This window comes from Calothrix sp. CBUCES-K 9914 (assembly GCF_059640475.1).
Map to the genome: position 1 here is coordinate 49,490 of NZ_JBXXZH010000023.1, position 16,629 is coordinate 66,118.

Consider the following 16,629-nt stretch of genomic DNA (forward strand, 5'->3'; position numbering starts at 1 on the left):
GGATTATGCTGGCAATTGTTATCTAGAGTGGAGTTACGCTGGCAATTTTACCGCCTTGCTTGAGAACTCTTTGGATGTAACTAGATAATTCTTCGTAAGGAATAACCACTGCTTGGTTAACACGACGAGTGCTAGGATAACCAGAACCAAATACTTTGGCTGCTTCAACGCGGAAGAGTCTACCTTCTTTTCCAAAGGTTCCGGCGCCACCAAAAGTGCTGTTAGGAGTAACACCACGACCAGGTGCAACGTATGCAAATCCTTCGCTACCGCTACCGCTAGGAGGAACTACTGCACTAGCGCCATTACGACCTAATTCGACTGCTAGGTGTGGAAAGCTGCCTCTAAGTTGCGCGCGGTCGCTGTTTGCGTAACCACGATACAACTGGAACATACGGTTGAATCCAACAGTTTTTTGACCTGTTTGAGTTTTGAAACCACGGTAGTAAGGTACAGTGTTTTCGCCGAAATTTGCTTCGTATTCATCAGAATCAATGAAGGAATCAATGTCAGCATCGTAACCTTCATTTTGATACGTGTCTAAGTGGAAAACTACTTCTGACTCATCGTAAGGAGCGCGACCCAACAAGTGTTTGAAATTTAACTCGATGGTACGGGTTTGGAAGTTGCTATAAAAGAATTTCTCTTTGTATAGCTCAGATTTTGCCACTTGACGCACGAAGTCGCGTACCGTAATCTTACCGTCACGCAACAGCGATTCAGCACTGATTAAACGTTGTGACTTCATTAAATAGTCATTACCCAAAAGTTGACGATAAACTGCTAAAACTGCTTGTTCAATTTCTTCTTTTGTTGCACGTTGACGTATCTCAACTGGAGCTATATCGGTGTAAGCTTCAGTTCCCAAACGTGATGCTGCTGTTGTGACTGCCATGTATTAGACCTTTTCTTGACGTTTAGAAAGATATTTGACGTGAATGAAAAAACGCGCTTTACGCTCTTGTTATGCTCATTACCTTACTACCCTTGCGGTTTAACTGCTGCAACTTCGTCGAAAGTTGTTCGTAAGATACAAGGATTTCAGTTGTTGCTTTGCGTACCACCGTTGATTTTGGCGAAGCACTGCTCATCAAACGAATTCGGTAAATTTCGCCTCTAGAACCTGTTGCTGCACCAGCTAATGCATTACTTGATGCTGCATAAATTGGTGAGGCTATATTTTTCGCTACTTCCCAAGTTAATCGTCCATTTTTATACCCTTGCGCGCGGTCGCTATTTGCATAGCCCCGGTATAATTGAAATATACGGGTATATCCGACGTTTTTTTGCCCAACCTGACTCTTAAAACCTCGGTGGTAGGGAACTATGTTCTCGCCGAAATTTTGTTGGTATTCGGATGAGTCTATATATGAATCAATTTCTGCTTCGTAGCCTTGTGCATTGTATAAGTCTACGTGATATGCTACCTCTGATTCATCTTCGGGCGCCCGTCCGAGAAAATGCTTGTAATTGAGTTCTATGAATCTAACTTGCGAGTTATTGTGAAAGTACTTATCGCGGTATAGTTCGGAATTTGCAACAGCACGGACAAATTCTCGAACTGAAAGGCTTCCATTTCGCAGTAGAGACTCTGCTGTTTGAAGACGGTCGCTCTCCATCAGATAAGCATTACCTAATATCTGACGATATACTGCTCGAATCACAACATCAACATCATCGTCAGTCCGGTCATTACGTAATTCGATGATATCTGTTTCCGCAACTAGCGCTGCCATGTTACCTCGCTCCTTCACTACTTTGAGTTGGATTGACTTTACGAACTACATGGATACATACGCAAAACAATGCCCTCGATTATACGTCTAAGGCAAAGGCTTTCTATATTTTTATATTCAATTTTTTCAAAAACACTAGCCCTGAATCACTCTGCATTTTCACACAGCGAAGAGTTAATTTGAGTGAACTAGTATCTTAGGTCTACTATTTTTAGGGAAAAGTAAAACTTCCTATTCAAACTTTTTTTACTGATATTTCCCTGAAGTGAATATTAACTATCTAGAAAGCAATGCGCTCGTCCTGTGTCGTTCGTGATCAAAAATCGGATATTAAATTAAAACTGCCCGGAAAGCTAAACAACTCCTAGCTATATTCGCCAGTTGAGCCGCTCAACCTTCCGGGCAAGAGTCCTAGTATTAGCTTAGGACGTTAATTGCGTAATCGATGTAAGAATTAGCTTCAACAGCAGGATCACCACTCAAACCGTGGTTGCCTTTGATGTACTTGAGAGCTTCTACGTACCAGCTGGGAGACAAATCAAATGTTTTGTTGATTTCTGCCAAACCAGCGATCAGGTAGTCATCCATTGGACCAGTACCACCAACAACTAGGCAGTAGGTAACCATCCGCAAGTAGTAACCGATGTCACGTGTACACTTCTCTTTACCTGTTTGGCTAGAAGCAAAGTTTGGTCCCTGCATTTGAGTTGTGTAGGGGAACTTTTGGTATACAGAATTTGCTGCACCTTCTGCCAAACGTTGTGCATTGCTGGTCAAAGCTTTAGCTGCTTCTAAGCTTGCTGTTGCTTGACGGTAACGACCAAAAGCGGTTTGCATTTCGGTGCTGCTCAGAAAACGTCCTTGTGAGTCAGCAGCTGCTACTGCTTCGGTAAGAGGGGTTTTCATCGGTCCGGTATCTCCCTTTTACAAAATTTTGTTTGAAAGTAGTTTATGTGGAACTGACTATAATAGTCAGCGTCAGGCGCATAGCGCGGTAATTATGCTACAGCAGATGCTGCACGGTCGAAGTAGCTAGATACTTCAGACATTAATGCACTGCAATCACCTCTGGTGATATTGTTGGTGTCACCAGCAATTGCTAATGCAGCTTCTTTCATCTTTTGAACGCCAACTGCTACTGAAGCTCCAGGTGTTCCTAAAGCCAAGTAGGTTTCACGTAAACCGTTCAAGCAACGGTCGTCGAGAACGCTAGCATCACCAGAGAAAATTGCGTAGGTTACATAGCGCAAAATGATTTCCATGTCGCGTAAGCAAGCAGCCATACGACGGCTGGTGTAAGCGTTTCCACCAGGTGCGATTAGCTGAGGCTGTTCTGCAAACAATGCGCGAGCCGCGTTAGCAACAATTGCTGAACCGTTGCTGGTAATGCGGTTTACTGTGTCCATGCGCTTGTTGCCCTCACGAACCATGTTCATCAAAGCATCTAACTGAGAGGTACTCAGGTATTCACCACGAGCATCTGCTTGGGAAACTACTTTGGCAAACGCATCTAACATCGATCCAATCTCCTATCTGCTTGATTTTCGACTTTGTTTTGTTTCAAAACTGAAATCTCTTAAGCACTCACCCTAAGCTTTCAGTCTTTACTGATGTCAGACTGCAACAGCAGCTCTAAAAGGGAAAATAGACATCTGCTATACAGTTTAATCGCTTTTGTCCAAATAGATTAAATTTTTTTAACAAAACTTTATATTTGGATAAAAGGCTTGAAAGCACGAATAAGCAACACTTCGGTCAACCTCGTCCTGCTTTTTTCCCTTACAAATTTAATTTATACAATGCTTGAGGCCTAATTTTCGTTACAAATTATTGTTTTGTTGTCGCATTCCGTTACATAACTTCATATTTAACCTCATAGTGAAGCAATGATCAACGTAATAATCAGGTTTTCACGCTGATGCCATTGTTAATTTCCGTTCTAAGTCAAATAAAAAGCCGTGAATATATTCTTCAGTCCACTCTTCGCCATAGAAGCGTTTGAACATTCCGCGCGCTGGGTCTTTTTCTGCTCTATAGCGTAAATACCGCAGTTGTGACTGTTCGATATCGGCAAGAAGGCGCCCATCAGTTATTGGTTGAGCTTGTTCAACAAAATCCAAATAAGCCTGAAGATAATCTTTAAAAGCCGCAAAAACGTGAGTTTCTACAACTGCCGTGTCTTGAGGACGAGTCCATAGAAACGCAGGCGAAAAAAACGGTTGTGCTTCTTCTGGAAAATCTCCTCCCCAAGGTAGATGTTTTTGGTGCTGATGAAATATCTCTAGTATTGGCTCGGTGTAAGTAGCCTGATATGAGCTAGTGTGAAACAGAGGTTGCATGTCCAAAGCGATTAAGTGCCCTCCCGGAAGCGTTACTAAGTCGGCGCCGAAAAAGGGTAAATCGTAATTGAGGTGTGGAAAAATTACAAAATTGAGGACTTGTAAAGACTTGCCACCCTGTACATGCGCTGCACGAATTTGACGTAGCTTAGGTGTTTGAAAAGCATAACTGGTAGTCAGAACAACTTCTTGATTTTTGCCCTTACCAGTCATCGCTGACTTCGACTCAAACCCAGATGGTATCGGATAGGGTTCAAGTTCCAAGTGCGCTTTCATATACGAAACCGCATAATCTAAAAATGGTTGATAAAGCATAAACCTTACTTTTTGGCGCCGACAGTTAAAGGTGCAGAATCTTCAAATAGAAATTCGTGTAAAAATCTCTCTGACCATTCATAACCAAAATAGCTGCTGAAAAGTCCTGAAGCTGGGTCACGTTCGGCACTGTATTGGTCATAGTCTTTTTGTGCTTTGATGATGCGTTGAATGTCACTTGCATCTGTAAGTGGCTCCGTAGAAGCAAGCATTTGCCAGTACAAATTTAGATAATCTTGAAATGCCTCATATACACGTGTTGCAACTGTTTGCACATCGGTTTTAGCAAATAATAGGTACTTTGAGAAATATTGATTTGCATCGTAAAACTTCATTTCTAAGTTTTGCGCCAAATCAGGATATTTACTGTGTAAAAAACTGAGCGGCTCTATATATTTTTGCTGATATTCTTCATCTTGAAATAACGGCTGAAAATCTAGCACTATTAAATTTTTAACTTTTCCAAACGATAAAAAGTCAATTCCTAATAGTGGTAAATCATAATGATATGCCGGATATATCACGCTATTAAATATCTGCGCTCCCTCTCCTGCATCTATATATGTATAGCGGATTTTTCTTAACTCGCGACACTCATAACACCAACTGCGAATCGTTGCAGGATTTCTACCTCGTTCACTGACATTGACTTCTAAGCCAGCAGGTATCGCACGTTGTTGCAAATCAAATCGCTCAAATAGCTCTGTTTCTAAAAAATTCAGGAAAGGCTTGTACATAAAGGAATATTTTTTCTACCTTTTCTATGACCATAAGGTATGTATTTGCCGCTAGTCTCAAATCTGATAAACAAAGCAACATTCCTTAATGAATATAAAGTTTTCTTCCTTTCCTTTATTAACATCATTTTCTTTCTTGGTTTCGTTTGATCATTGCTTCTAATGTCTGGTCAGAAACACATCGACGTTCAGAACAATAAGTCATTAAGTTAACACCGTTCATCATTCGCACGCTACTAACACGCACCCTAAAGTCATCTGTAACAAACCAACAGCGTTCTTGACCTTGATTATTGTCATAATCAGTATCAATAGTTAACACTCCTTCTGGTGTAAAGTGGTATCTACTAACTACAGGAATAGTTTCCACATAACCTTGATTACGAAGTAGTTTCCCTGTACCTGCTGTATCTGGAACATCAACTAATATTGCTGCGTTTCTAGAAGTTAAGTCGCGTTTGTCTAAGTTGACTTGCCATGCAAAACTGGCGCCACAAGTCGCAAGTTCGGGGTCTATTGCTTGAGATTCACATATTTCTTGAACTCGTGGGTCATCTTTTTTAAGTACTTCAATTGTTAAATTTGATTCTCCTGATTCGTCTTCGACTAAATCAAAGTGATGAACCGCGCGCTGTGTAAACCATGTTCCCTCGCTTTTACGAAAGAAGTCACTCATTGTTAAAGGTGGTATTAAATGCATTGTTTAATCCTTGATTTTATTAAAAATTTACCATAGAGACATATATTCCTAGGGATTTTGGTTAAGTTTTTAATTTTAGGGCGTTGGTGCCGATATTAAATATCTGTTACTCTTACCTCTGCAACCTCTGTGTCTCCGTGGTAAATAAATATACTAATTTAGGTGCCTTAATCAAAATCAACTATTCGCGTTTATATCCGTTGCCAATCTTCTTTTTACTACGCCCGACAGTAGAGACGCGATTAATCGCGTCTCCACACACAGAAAAGAGTGTCGTGAATTTTATTTTTGAGGTAGTAAAGTTGGTATATTTAGAAAAATCGTAATTTATAAAATGAACCGAAGTATATAAAAAAATGATAAATACTGAAGTTATTGATGCAATAAAAGCAAACGGCGCCTCGGATAATGGTCGCATCGATTTGTACAAGCAAAATCTTCAAGCTGCGGATTTAAAAAACGCTAACTTGAAGGGTGCTAGTTTACTCGGCGCCAATCTTAGTAAAGCAGTATTATCTGGTGCTGATTTAAGTGGTGCTGACTTACGCGGTACTGACTTGTCGGAAGCTGACTTAAGTGGAGCTAATTTGAGTGGAGCTTATTTAAACCGAGCTATTCTAGAAGGAACTAATCTAACTGGTGCAAATCTCACGGACGTTAAATTACAGCTAGCGCGCTATGACGGTAAAACCCTGTGGAGCGAAGGATTTAACTACAAATCAAGTGGCGCCGTTGGTCCAGGTGCTAGTTTAAATGGTGCATACTTATGTACTGCTAACTTAAGAAATGCGGATTTACAAGGTGCAAATTTACGAGGCGCCTATTTAAGTGGAGTAGACTTAACAGGAGCAAATTTAAAAGGCGCCGCGTTAAGCAGTGCCAATTTAAGTCAAGCTTTTCTTACAGGTGCATTTTTACGAGATGCACGAATGATGTCATGTGACTTACGCGGTTGCGACCTGCGTGCCGCCGATTTAACAGATGCAATGCTAGATAATTTAGTTAGTATTGCTGGTGCGGATTTTTCTTTAGTTCAAGGATTGAGTGACGACTCGCGCGCAATGCTCAAAAACAGTCCACCCTCCGAACTTGATGTTTGGAACTCCTATACCCGTCGTACCACGCGCGAAAGTCTCAATGAGTAGAAAGTGCTGAGTGCGCTCGTGCTGAGTTTTTAATTTACTCAGCACGAGCGCACTCATTACTCAGCACTCTCTTATATTCTTCTTTCCAAATACTGTCCAATCATAATTTCCTCACCCGCGCGCGAGATAATTGTTTGGCGGGTACGGTGACTTGCACCAATAAGTTTGATTTCTTCCTCGAACACTGAACCGCTGTACTCAGTTCGCAATTGCAATGTTTTCGGGTCACGCATCTGGTACTTAGCTGTGACTGGTTTCGATGTGGCAAAACCACGGTCACGATACAAAATATCTCCTTGAATACCAAATACTGTTGAACCTGTAGTTGGTTTGCGTCCCGGTTGTGAATAGTTACTTTCCCAGGTAGTGAGAGCGCCGCAAATTATCGCTGTTGAATCTTCTAACTCGTGCATTTGGGCAAGCTTTAACAATTCTTCATTGCCCCTTTCTAAAAATTTAACTGTGATATAACTTACAACTTCTTCTATTTGACCACTTTTCAAAGTGTAATAACGTCGCTCTGAGTGCCAATTTCCTTCGGTTTGCTCGAAGAATCCCTCTGCTAAAGATTCTAGTGTCTGCTGTGCTATCTGTACTGTAGTTGTCATGGAGTCTTATACCTCTTTAGTTTACACCATCATATACTTGACGTTTGGTCAAGCTCTTCCAAAAGACGTTCACATATCTTAACATTAAAAAATGTTGCAACATGTATAAATCAGTTCGGAAGAAGCTATAGGCTCTTATATAGAATTTGTAGTCTGTGTCATCCAAAGCTTATTTACATTGACTGCCAATTTTTCTTTAACAGTGCTAAGAAGGTCGCATATCCTTCTGAAAAGCCTGGTGGGTCAGGGAGAAAGTACTGCGGAAAATCTTGGTAAGGGCGCCAGGGTTCCATATCGCTGTGCCGGAGGTGCAAGCTGCAATCGGTTGTACCGGGTGCTTTCCAAGTCATTTGACCTGCGGAATTATCACTCATATTTATCTCCGAGTAGTAGGTAACTATAGTCCATAGCTACAGTTATTAGATGTATTTTTACGGATTTTGGCAGACTGACACAAAATTGCTGTCAATTTGAATACTTTTTGTGCTTAATTTTGTAAACTTCTGTAAATATTTGAGTTGTAAATTTTTGATGATCACAGAACTTACAATATCGTCAGGACTAGAATTCTCCTTAAATAAATTCCATAAATATCATTAATATACTTTTACACACCGTCCTTTACATCGCCTATAGGTGTACTGTTGCGATACTCTGCGATGCAGCCTTGATCTGACTTATGGTTTACAGCACTACAGGTTGTCACCTAACTTCAGAGGTATATTTTGACAGAAATGCAGTTATAATCACCTGGGAAAATATAAGTAACTTAAGAGTCACTGACTCAGGGAATCAGCGCCTCTGAGCTTGAAATAAGAAAACTAACCACTTTCTTCATCGAGTTAAAACAGTGTCTAGCTTGGAGGTTAACAACCTCAACTGAACTGTCTGGGCGTGGTAGCTCACCAGATGTTAAGAATACCTCCCAAGTTTTTAACCTCTCTGACAGTCAGTAGCGATGGGATGTACACACAATTAGTAGCAATACCCTACGGGTTCGCAAGTCCTACGGGACGGAAACCGACACCGCAGGCTTGCTCACTGGTTGATTTATATTTAAAACCATGTTTGTACCAGTAGTAGATTCAAATCAACGTCCTTTAATGCCGACAAAACCGAGCAGGGCAAGACGTTGGATTAAAGAGAAAAAAGCAACACCATTTTGGAGAAAAGGAGTATTTTGTGTTCGATTAAATGTAGAGCCAAGCGACAGGAATTATCAACCAATTGCGATTGGTATAGACCCTGGTTCAAAGCGTGAAGGTTTTACGGTTAAATCAAAATCTCATACTTATCTAAACGTACAAACTCATGCGGTTGATTGGGTAAAAGACCATGTGGAAACACGTAGCAATATGCGACGCGCTAGACGATTCCGTAATACTCCGTGCCGTAAAAACAGAAAAAATCGACTTGCTAACAAGCAGAAATTGCCACCATCAACTAAGTCGAGATGGCTGTGGAAATTACGTATTTGTACGTGGTTAGCTTCGATGTTTCCTGTTACCGTGTTTGTTGTCGAAGATATTAAGGCTAAAACATGGAAGGGGGCAAGAAAATACAATGTAATGTTTAGTCCTTTGGAAGTTGGTAAAAAGTGGTTTTATTCCGAATTAAAGAAACTAGCAATGCTAGAAACTAAAACAGGAATGTATACTTACGAACTACGCCAATCTCTGGGATTAAAAAAGTCAAAAAACAAGCTATCTAACAAGTTTGAAGCGCACTGTGTTGACTCTTGGGTATTAGCGAATTGGTACACAGAAGGACACAACAAACCAGATAACACCGAATTAATAGAAGTAATCCCGCTTGAATTTCACCGCAGGCAATTACATAGGTTGCAACATCAAAAAGGACATATTAGGCCACGTTATGGTGGAACATTAAGCGCTGGGTTTAAGCGCGGTTCAATTGTGAAACATAAAAAATATGGCTTCTGTTATGTTGGTGGGTGGCAAGAATCACCAACCAAAAAAGACCCAAACAGAAAAACAATTAGTTTGCACAGTTTAACTACTGGTAAACGGTTAACTCAAAATGCAATTCCATCTGATTGTAAATTCAAAACTTACAACTCATGGCGAACATCCACTGCGTTCACGAAGTGTCTCCCCTTGGGAGAATTAAAATCGCTTGAGTCGTTTCCCTCCCAGGACGCGCATTCACGCTCGTTTCCCACTTACCATGTAATCTTATGAAGCAATTTTATCGGCGCCTTGTTGCTTTTGCTGTTGGGTTGGGGATAGTTTGCAGCATTACCTTTGGCGGAAGTTTATTACAAACAGCAATTAGCTTTCAAGCCGTCCAATCTCAATATGGCGCCAAATTTGCTATTTATCGACGTGATCAAAAGCAACTTCGCGCGTTTTTGCAAAAAATGCCTAAAGGTGGAGAGCTTCACACTCACCTCAGTGGTAGTATCGCACCTGAACGTTTGCTCGAATTAGCAGCACAGTCAAAACAGTATCGTTATTTTATTCGTGTACCTAAGCAAAGCTTCGCGTCAGATGATGCAAACGCATACAAATTTATTGCTGTACCTTTAGAAAAAACTGCTCCTGACCCAGATACTAACGCTATTTTTGTTCCTGTTGCCAAACTTCTCAATCCTAGTACAGAAGTTGAGCGAAAACAGCTTGCTGCTTATCGTGCTTCGCTTCGGATAGCTGAGACCGAAGCAAACCCGAACAATGTATTTTTCAACGCAGTGTTCGCTCGTGGTGATGCATTAACGGGGAACCCTGAAATTATTCGTCAAATGTTAGCTCAAACAATTCAAAACGCTCGGCGCCATCATTTGAGTTATGTTGAAGTTATGCTATCACCGTTTCCGAATAATCCGGTTGGCGCCAGTAAAGCAGACGAATATAAAGTGCTGAACTTAACCGCAGCGCGCGAGCATATGAGTAGTCTACTCGCAGCAGTGCAAGCAGCGAACCAAGACCTACCAGAAAATGAACGAGTCGAATTAAGGTTTATGCTATCATTTCGACGCACGAGTGCTAGATTATTTACTCAACTACCAATAGCGTTTGAACTAGCAGCAGCGAACGATGCTGTGGGAAATGCCGTAGCTGGGATAAATTTAGTTGGTAATGAATATTCAGAAGATGTACAAATTGGACAAGAAATAGCTTCACCATCTGCAGTTGATGACTATATATTGACTTTACGTCGTTTGTACCCAGCAGTACGCTTATCGATACATTCAGGTGAACGCACAAAATGGGACTGGCATATTCGTGATTCAATATTACTAGGCGCCGAACGTATTGGACATGGTGTTAATTTAGAAGCATCACCTCAACCGAATACTCCTGAAATCACCTTAATGCGGCGCCGTAAGATATTGATCGAAGCATGTCCTATTAGTAATTACCTGTTATTAAAACTACCTTTAGAGAAACACCCGTTTTTGAAATGGATGCGAATAGGAATTCCAGTTTCCCTAAATACTGATGATGCAGGAATATTTGGCAGTGACATTACCGAAGAATTTACGCGCGCTGTTTTGTCACATCCAAATATAACTTGGGATGAAGTCAAGCAACTCGCGCGCAACAGCTTAGAATATGCTTTTGTCGATGATAGTACAAAAGCTAAGTTGATTCAAAATTGGCAATCTCAAATTGCCGCATTTGAAAAAACAATGTTGTTGTAGAGACGTTAGATGTAACGTCTCTAGATATTGGTCGTACTGCACTCAGTGCAAAACTGAGACTTATACGTACTATCGCGTTTGCCAAAGATTGTATAACGGTTATCGCGGATTTGTTCGTAGAACTTATCCCCTACCCATTTTATTCCGGGTAATGCTCGGTATGCATCAACAAATATACTGCCCATCGGTAACAGGCGCCCAATTTCCTCTGCTGCGTTACTACCTTGCCAACGTCGTGACGGTGAGTTTGCATCAATTAAAATCATTCCCATTTCACAGTCAGAAGGTGTTATGTTCCATTGTGCAAGCGTTTGACTATCCTGCATGGGAGTGTAACTAAATAATTTTCCTTGGTCAAGGTTCTCTAACAATTGCACAAGGGTAACACAAAGGTTACAGTTTCCGTCATAGATCACATTGTATTTGGCGTAATCAATCATTTTTTCCAGTTAAGTCAAAATATGTGTTTATCTATATATATATTGTCAAATTTAGCCTAGTTTCACGTATAACTTGCGGCACCATTCATCAGAGTTGATAGAATGCGAAAAGCCTGGTTGTGTTTAACCAGGCTTCTCAATGTATTGCACTCTTGTATTACTGTTTACCAGTTACTTTGCCCAAGATGTTATCTATTTGGTCTTCGACACTGGTAGCGGTTCCAGTGTTTTCAGGACGCTTCATTTTATCGATATCAGCGTCACCTTGAACTTCGTTAAGTCCTTTTTGAGTTTTAGCTTGGGTTTCTTCGAGAGAAAGAGGCGCCTTGCGAGCTACTTCATCAGTTTGTTTTTGAATTTGGTTTAGTTGCTCGGTTGCTTCGGTGTCAGCGCTTTTCTTGGCGCCAATAGCTTGCGCGCTTAAAGTATTAGAAAAAAGTAGAGTTACGCACAGTGTTGCGACGATAACGAAACGGAAAGAACGGAGGATGGGTTTGATAAAACGATTGAAATTCATAATTTGCTCCTTGATAGCTTAATTAAATAGCTTAATTAATTTTTAATTTAAAAGTATATGTAAATAAATCAATCTCTAGAATAAAACTCGACTTACCTGTAGAAACTAGCTTAATTTTTAAAATTAATCCTCCGGATAGAATACGACTTAAGTATTACGTGCGTTATATTTTGATTAATACCTTGGACAGATAAAATTAAATAGTATCTATCGTAAGGGTTAAGATATTTTTGCAAACTAGACAATAGATGTAACAGATAAATTATCCGTCACATCCGCTTTGAATATAATATTTGCGCGTTCTTCAAGTCGTTTCAAAAACAGCTTTTTGTTCGTACACTTGCTGGCTGCTTGTTAAGCTGACAACAGATGGGCTGTAAATACCAAGTTCTTCCATTCCGTTGCGCTCTAAAATATCTCTGACACCTGCAAGTTGAGTATCTGTACCACTGACAAATACTAAAAAGTCACCTAGTTTTACCCGATACTCATACTCCTTAACAGCGTTATGAGGTATTTCTAATGCTGAAAAATCATCTTTGGGAGTGCTGATATCGATTCCAGCAATATCTGGAATTGGACCTGAACCCTTGGCAACGACGGAAACTCGATTCATGTCGTAGCCATTCTCTCTAAGTTCATTGAATGCAGCTTCTACTTCTTGACGCATTCTAAAGATACCAATAGCGTACTTAATGCCACTAGTGGGAGGTGTTGGTAAATTATAAATTCCCCATTCTTCCACACCACGGTTACGAAGAATTCTCTCAGCTAGAATTATTTCTTCTGGTATTCCATTAACTATTACTAGATAGTAACCTTTAGAAACTAAATCGCTATAGGCATCTGCTCTTTCTTTGGGAATACCTAATCCTACCAAGGCGCCGCCTAACGTACCAGCAGCAGCACCAATTGCTCCACCAGCTAATGTACTAGCAAGTGCTGTTGCGGTTGCTCCTGCTAGCATAACAGGCCCAATGCCAGGAATTGCCAATAAACCCAAACCAACGAGTAAACCAGTCAAACCACCCACGGCACCACCAGTCAAAGCTCCTGTAACGGCGCCTTCCTCTGCTCTATTATCGGTGTGTTCTTTAACTTCAACACCTGCTATTTCTTCTACCTGTTCTGCATCGCGCGCTATTACAGAAACTTTGTCCATTGGGAAATGAGCATTCTTTAATTCACGAAGCGCTGACTCTACATCCGAACGTCGGGCAAACACACCTACTGCTCTTTTTTCTCCAGATGACCCAGAAAACATCTCTATATACCTCCTCTATATATCTCTATATATATAGTGCTGAGTGCTGAGGACTAGAATAATCAGTACTCAGCACTCAGCACTTCCTACTAAGCACTTATTAAACAGTACGACGAGTTACTAAACCCCAGATGAAGATTAACAGCATGGCACCAAGTACCGCGAAAATTATGCTTCCAATAGAAAATGCTCCTACCGATGCTGCTGCTGCCGAACTGCTTCCCAACAAAACTTGACCTAAGTAGCCACCGAGCATGGCACCTAAAATACCTAATCCAATTGTGGAGAAAATACCACCACCTTGATGACCTGGATAAAAAGCTTTAGCAATGGCGCCTGCGATTAAACCTAATACCACCCATGCAATAATACCGCTCATCTGATTGTCTCCTATGAATGAATTTCAATTTAAGCTTTTCTTCTGTTAACAATCATTAAAAACCAAACTTCATTTTTTTCATTCTATCTAACGAGCTAATATTAAAAATCGCATGGTACTATCTTCACTCTCAAACATTTACCTAAATGTGTATATCAATTGAGTGCATAATTCCAATCCTTCATAATGTTAAGACATTTTACAAAATCCTTTATATTTATTTTATTATTTATTTACATATCTTTACATATTAGTTGGAGGTGTTATGATACTGCTCGGTTAAAAAATCCTAGATAAATCGAAAACCTTGTAGAGACGCGATATATCGCGTCTCTACATTTAGGAAATCATTACAATTTATCCTTAACCGGACAGTATTGGGAGGTGTTAAGATTCCGAACTTCTTGAAGAAGTCCGGAATCTTAAATTTTGCGGAAATTCTATCTTACTTAATGTATACATCTAAAAGCTAAGTGTTACCATTATCACAAAGTTATTTAACATATCATGAATATAAATCTTAGATTGTCTATCTTAAGGCATAAACAGTTTTAGCCAAATGGAGGAAGAGTCAGATTAATCGTTATGCCTAATGATTTAGTAATTACATCAAAAAGACGAATAGATTATTTATATAGTTATATACAATGGACAAACTGAATAAATTTAATCATAATCTGAAGATAGAAGTTAAATATAATCATTCATAATAATATAAATGTATAACTTTGATTTGCAGTAGTTTGTAAGTCTAGTTAGTAACTATATACATCTAATAGCAATTAATTAAGGAGCAAGTTATGAGCATTGAAAATCGCGTAGAAGCTGTTGCGAAAAATATCGAAGGCAAAATTCAAGAAGTAGTTGGTGAAGTAACTGGCAATCCTAACGATAAAGCCGAAGGTCAAGCAAAGCAAGCAGAAGCACAACTTCGTCATACCGCAGAGAACATTAAAGACGAAGTTAAAAAACAACTTGACTAGTTTTGAGGCATTATCAAGGAATTTTTTAACAAAGAAACCATTATTTTAAGGTTTTTTTCCTCGTTAAACTTTTTTCACCTCTAGTTTTCATAGGTTTTGTGAGGTAATATAGTCCCGGTTTGCTTAGACAAGCCGGGATTTTTTGTGTGAAATATTATAAATTCTTATGTATCATGATTCAGATTGCTGGTATAATCTCTCTGCGGAAAGACGCAAAAATTAGCTTTATGTTGTGAGATGTGTACCATTACCCTTCTCACGGAGGTCGTATGCCAGTATACATTGCAGCTAGCGATAGATGAAGTTATCTGTCACCTTCCTATTTACATAAACATTTGATTAAAATAGCTGAATTAAATTACATTAGAAAAAGTTAGGTAGAGAAGAGACAGCCATGAGCAATGTCAAGGTTCTCGTAATTGAAGACCACAACCTTACCAGAATGGGTTTGAGGGCTGCTTTAAAAGCTGATGCCGAAATCGAGATAGTCGGTGAAGCTGCCAATGCGAAGCAGGGGCTACATCTTCTGAAAACCCTCAAGCCAGATGTTGCTACGATCGATATCGGTTTACCCGATATCGATGGTGTCGAGCTAACACGTCTGTTTAGACAGTATCAAGCGGAAGACGAAGATAATCATACAAAAATACTAATGCTGACGATGCAGGATAGTGAGGACACTGTTTTAGCTGCTTTTGCAGCAGGAGCAGATTCTTACTGTATGAAAGACATCGAGAGCGAGAATTTAATTAAAGCGGTAAAAACTACAGCTGGTGGTACTTCGTGGATAGACTCGGTAATAGCGGATATTGTGCTGCGACAATTACGTACTGACAGTGAGGGTAGTGCGGATAGTGGAAAACGTGTCGTAATTCAAGGTATTGACCCAGATATCGAGAAGACAATTGTAGCTTACCCGTTAACTCAAAGAGAGAAAGAAGTACTAGAGTTGATTGTTGCAGGATGCGACAATGCGGAAATTGCTGGCAAGCTTTATCTGACTGTTGGTACTGTTAAGACTCATGTTCGTGGTATTCTCAGCAAACTTTGCGTAGCTGACCGTACTCAGGCTGCTGTGCGTGCTTTACGCGCGGGGTTGGTACAGTAGCTGGTACAGTAGGAGGAAGGGGGAAGTTGTAGATACTTTCCTTAATTATCACTTTTTTCCTGCTTCCGCGCGGTGTTTATGACTTTTCGTATTTATATTGTTTATATTTATATGAAATGTCTCTGCCATCTGCTTCACTGTTGGGAAATACTTGTTGTAATCAACAACGTTGGCTGCATAGGTAATTGTATAAATTTGTTTGTTGTCTAAAGTAGATTTTTTCCAGTACTTGGTGGTTTTGCTCCCCTCCTTCGCTGTGTATACCATTTCTGATGCTTGATGTCCGTCAAGAGTACTAGTATTCTGAGTATTAATACTTGCTGACTTCAGATGGAGTCGGATGTCCTGAAGTTCTGATTGTGTATACTGCTTAAACGTTCCCGAAAATTTCTCAACGCTTATTGTTACAGCTTCTCGAAAATTATCACCTAAAGCTTTTGGCGATATAAACTGCACTATATCCCCGATAAAGCTGTTATTGATACGACGAACTTCCCAATCTAAGGGTCGTTTGATTTCGATACCATTATCATTATCAATATAAGTAACTAGTCTGCTTGGCGAGGTCATCAAGCTAATTAGATACAGTACAGCAAAAGGCGCCGATGCAAATAAGCTTCCCACGATTAACCCGCAAATAATCACTTTCCAAGGAACTTGCTTTGCGGACAATGCTATGCTATCAAGATTTTGT

Annotated in this window: 18 protein-coding genes and 1 pseudogene; 5 read left to right on the forward strand and 14 right to left on the reverse strand. The window is 40.1% G+C overall.

The annotated features are described in order from the left end of the window. Positions 1-22 precede the first annotated feature (22 nt). From AC2JBO_RS07595 to AC2JBO_RS07625, 7 genes are all read right to left on the reverse strand, one after another. Positions 23-895, reverse strand: a complete 873-nt coding sequence (locus AC2JBO_RS07595) for a phycobilisome rod-core linker polypeptide (protein ID WP_496953024.1) — start codon at positions 893-895, stop codon at positions 23-25. Between the two features lie 58 nt (positions 896-953). Continuing rightward, positions 954-1,736, reverse strand: a complete 783-nt coding sequence (locus AC2JBO_RS07600) for a phycobilisome rod-core linker polypeptide (protein ID WP_496953025.1) — start codon at positions 1,734-1,736, stop codon at positions 954-956. Positions 1,737-2,153: 417 nt separating this feature from the next. Further along, positions 2,154-2,642: a C-phycocyanin subunit alpha gene (gene cpcA / locus AC2JBO_RS07605; protein WP_496953026.1), complete on the reverse strand. Its 489-nt coding sequence runs from the start codon at positions 2,640-2,642 to the stop codon at positions 2,154-2,156. Positions 2,643-2,734: 92 nt separating this feature from the next. Then, positions 2,735-3,253: a C-phycocyanin subunit beta gene (gene cpcB, locus AC2JBO_RS07610; RefSeq protein ID WP_496953027.1), complete on the reverse strand. Its 519-nt coding sequence runs from the start codon at positions 3,251-3,253 to the stop codon at positions 2,735-2,737. Between the two features lie 393 nt (positions 3,254-3,646). Then, on the reverse strand, positions 3,647-4,390 hold the full coding sequence (locus AC2JBO_RS07615) for a phycoerythrobilin:ferredoxin oxidoreductase (protein ID WP_496953028.1): 744 nt from the start codon (positions 4,388-4,390) through the stop codon (positions 3,647-3,649). 5 nt (positions 4,391-4,395) lie between these two features. Next, on the reverse strand, positions 4,396-5,127 hold the full coding sequence (locus tag AC2JBO_RS07620; protein ID WP_496953029.1) for a 15,16-dihydrobiliverdin:ferredoxin oxidoreductase: 732 nt from the start codon (positions 5,125-5,127) through the stop codon (positions 4,396-4,398). 124 nt (positions 5,128-5,251) lie between these two features. Next, the gene (locus tag AC2JBO_RS07625; protein WP_496953030.1) at positions 5,252-5,827 is read right to left on the reverse strand and encodes a phycobiliprotein lyase; all 576 of its coding nucleotides are present in this window, start codon (positions 5,825-5,827) and stop codon (positions 5,252-5,254) included. Positions 5,828-6,183: 356 nt separating this feature from the next. Here AC2JBO_RS07625 and AC2JBO_RS07630 point away from each other — a divergent pair, with 356 nt between their 5' ends. Next, a complete protein-coding gene (locus AC2JBO_RS07630) occupies positions 6,184-6,972 on the forward strand; it encodes a pentapeptide repeat-containing protein (protein WP_496953031.1) in 789 nt (262 codons plus the stop codon). Positions 6,973-7,043: 71 nt separating this feature from the next. On the opposite strand, the gene AC2JBO_RS07635 is transcribed toward AC2JBO_RS07630, so the two are convergent. Both AC2JBO_RS07635 and AC2JBO_RS07640 read right to left on the reverse strand, forming a co-directional pair. Further along, entirely contained in the window at positions 7,044-7,580 is a 537-nt protein-coding gene (locus AC2JBO_RS07635; protein WP_496953032.1) for a phycobiliprotein lyase, read from the reverse strand. A gap of 173 nt (positions 7,581-7,753) precedes the next feature. Continuing rightward, a complete protein-coding gene (locus AC2JBO_RS07640; RefSeq protein ID WP_496953033.1) occupies positions 7,754-7,954 on the reverse strand; it encodes a hypothetical protein in 201 nt (66 codons plus the stop codon). A gap of 690 nt (positions 7,955-8,644) precedes the next feature. Here AC2JBO_RS07640 and AC2JBO_RS07645 point away from each other — a divergent pair. Together AC2JBO_RS07645 and AC2JBO_RS07650 are read left to right on the forward strand one after the other, a co-directional pair. Beyond that, entirely contained in the window at positions 8,645-9,781 is a 1,137-nt protein-coding gene (locus AC2JBO_RS07645; protein WP_496953034.1) for an RRXRR domain-containing protein, read from the forward strand. Beyond that, positions 9,778-11,244: an adenosine deaminase family protein gene (locus AC2JBO_RS07650; protein ID WP_496953035.1), complete on the forward strand. Its 1,467-nt coding sequence runs from the start codon at positions 9,778-9,780 to the stop codon at positions 11,242-11,244. Before AC2JBO_RS07645 ends, AC2JBO_RS07650 begins: the two co-directional genes overlap by 4 nt. Positions 11,245-11,264: 20 nt before the next feature. Here the strand turns inward: AC2JBO_RS07650 and AC2JBO_RS07655 are convergent, their stop codons facing one another. From AC2JBO_RS07655 to AC2JBO_RS07670, 4 genes are all read right to left on the reverse strand, one after another. Further along, positions 11,265-11,684 carry a thiol-disulfide oxidoreductase DCC family protein gene (locus AC2JBO_RS07655; protein WP_496953036.1) on the reverse strand — a complete coding sequence of 140 codons (420 nt, stop codon included), beginning with the start codon at positions 11,682-11,684 and terminating at the stop codon, positions 11,265-11,267. A 157-nt stretch (positions 11,685-11,841) separates the two neighbouring features. Beyond that, positions 11,842-12,201 carry a hypothetical protein gene (locus AC2JBO_RS07660; protein ID WP_496953037.1) on the reverse strand — a complete coding sequence of 120 codons (360 nt, stop codon included), beginning with the start codon at positions 12,199-12,201 and terminating at the stop codon, positions 11,842-11,844. Between the two features lie 304 nt (positions 12,202-12,505). After that, positions 12,506-13,465, reverse strand: coding sequence for a general stress protein (locus AC2JBO_RS07665; RefSeq protein WP_496953038.1), 960 nt, complete (start codon positions 13,463-13,465; stop codon positions 12,506-12,508). Positions 13,466-13,565: 100 nt separating this feature from the next. Continuing rightward, positions 13,566-13,844: a GlsB/YeaQ/YmgE family stress response membrane protein gene (locus AC2JBO_RS07670; protein ID WP_496953039.1), complete on the reverse strand. Its 279-nt coding sequence runs from the start codon at positions 13,842-13,844 to the stop codon at positions 13,566-13,568. A gap of 800 nt (positions 13,845-14,644) precedes the next feature. Here AC2JBO_RS07670 and AC2JBO_RS07675 point away from each other — a divergent pair. Together AC2JBO_RS07675 and AC2JBO_RS07680 are read left to right on the forward strand one after the other, a co-directional pair. After that, positions 14,645-14,827, forward strand: a complete 183-nt coding sequence (locus tag AC2JBO_RS07675) for a CsbD family protein (protein ID WP_496953040.1) — start codon at positions 14,645-14,647, stop codon at positions 14,825-14,827. Between the two features lie 394 nt (positions 14,828-15,221). Continuing rightward, the gene (locus tag AC2JBO_RS07680; RefSeq protein WP_496953041.1) at positions 15,222-15,935 is read left to right on the forward strand and encodes a response regulator; all 714 of its coding nucleotides are present in this window, start codon (positions 15,222-15,224) and stop codon (positions 15,933-15,935) included. A gap of 48 nt (positions 15,936-15,983) precedes the next feature. Here AC2JBO_RS07680 and AC2JBO_RS07685 read toward each other — a convergent pair. Continuing rightward, a pseudogene (locus AC2JBO_RS07685) lies at positions 15,984-16,629 on the reverse strand (hypothetical protein); the annotation flags it as partial.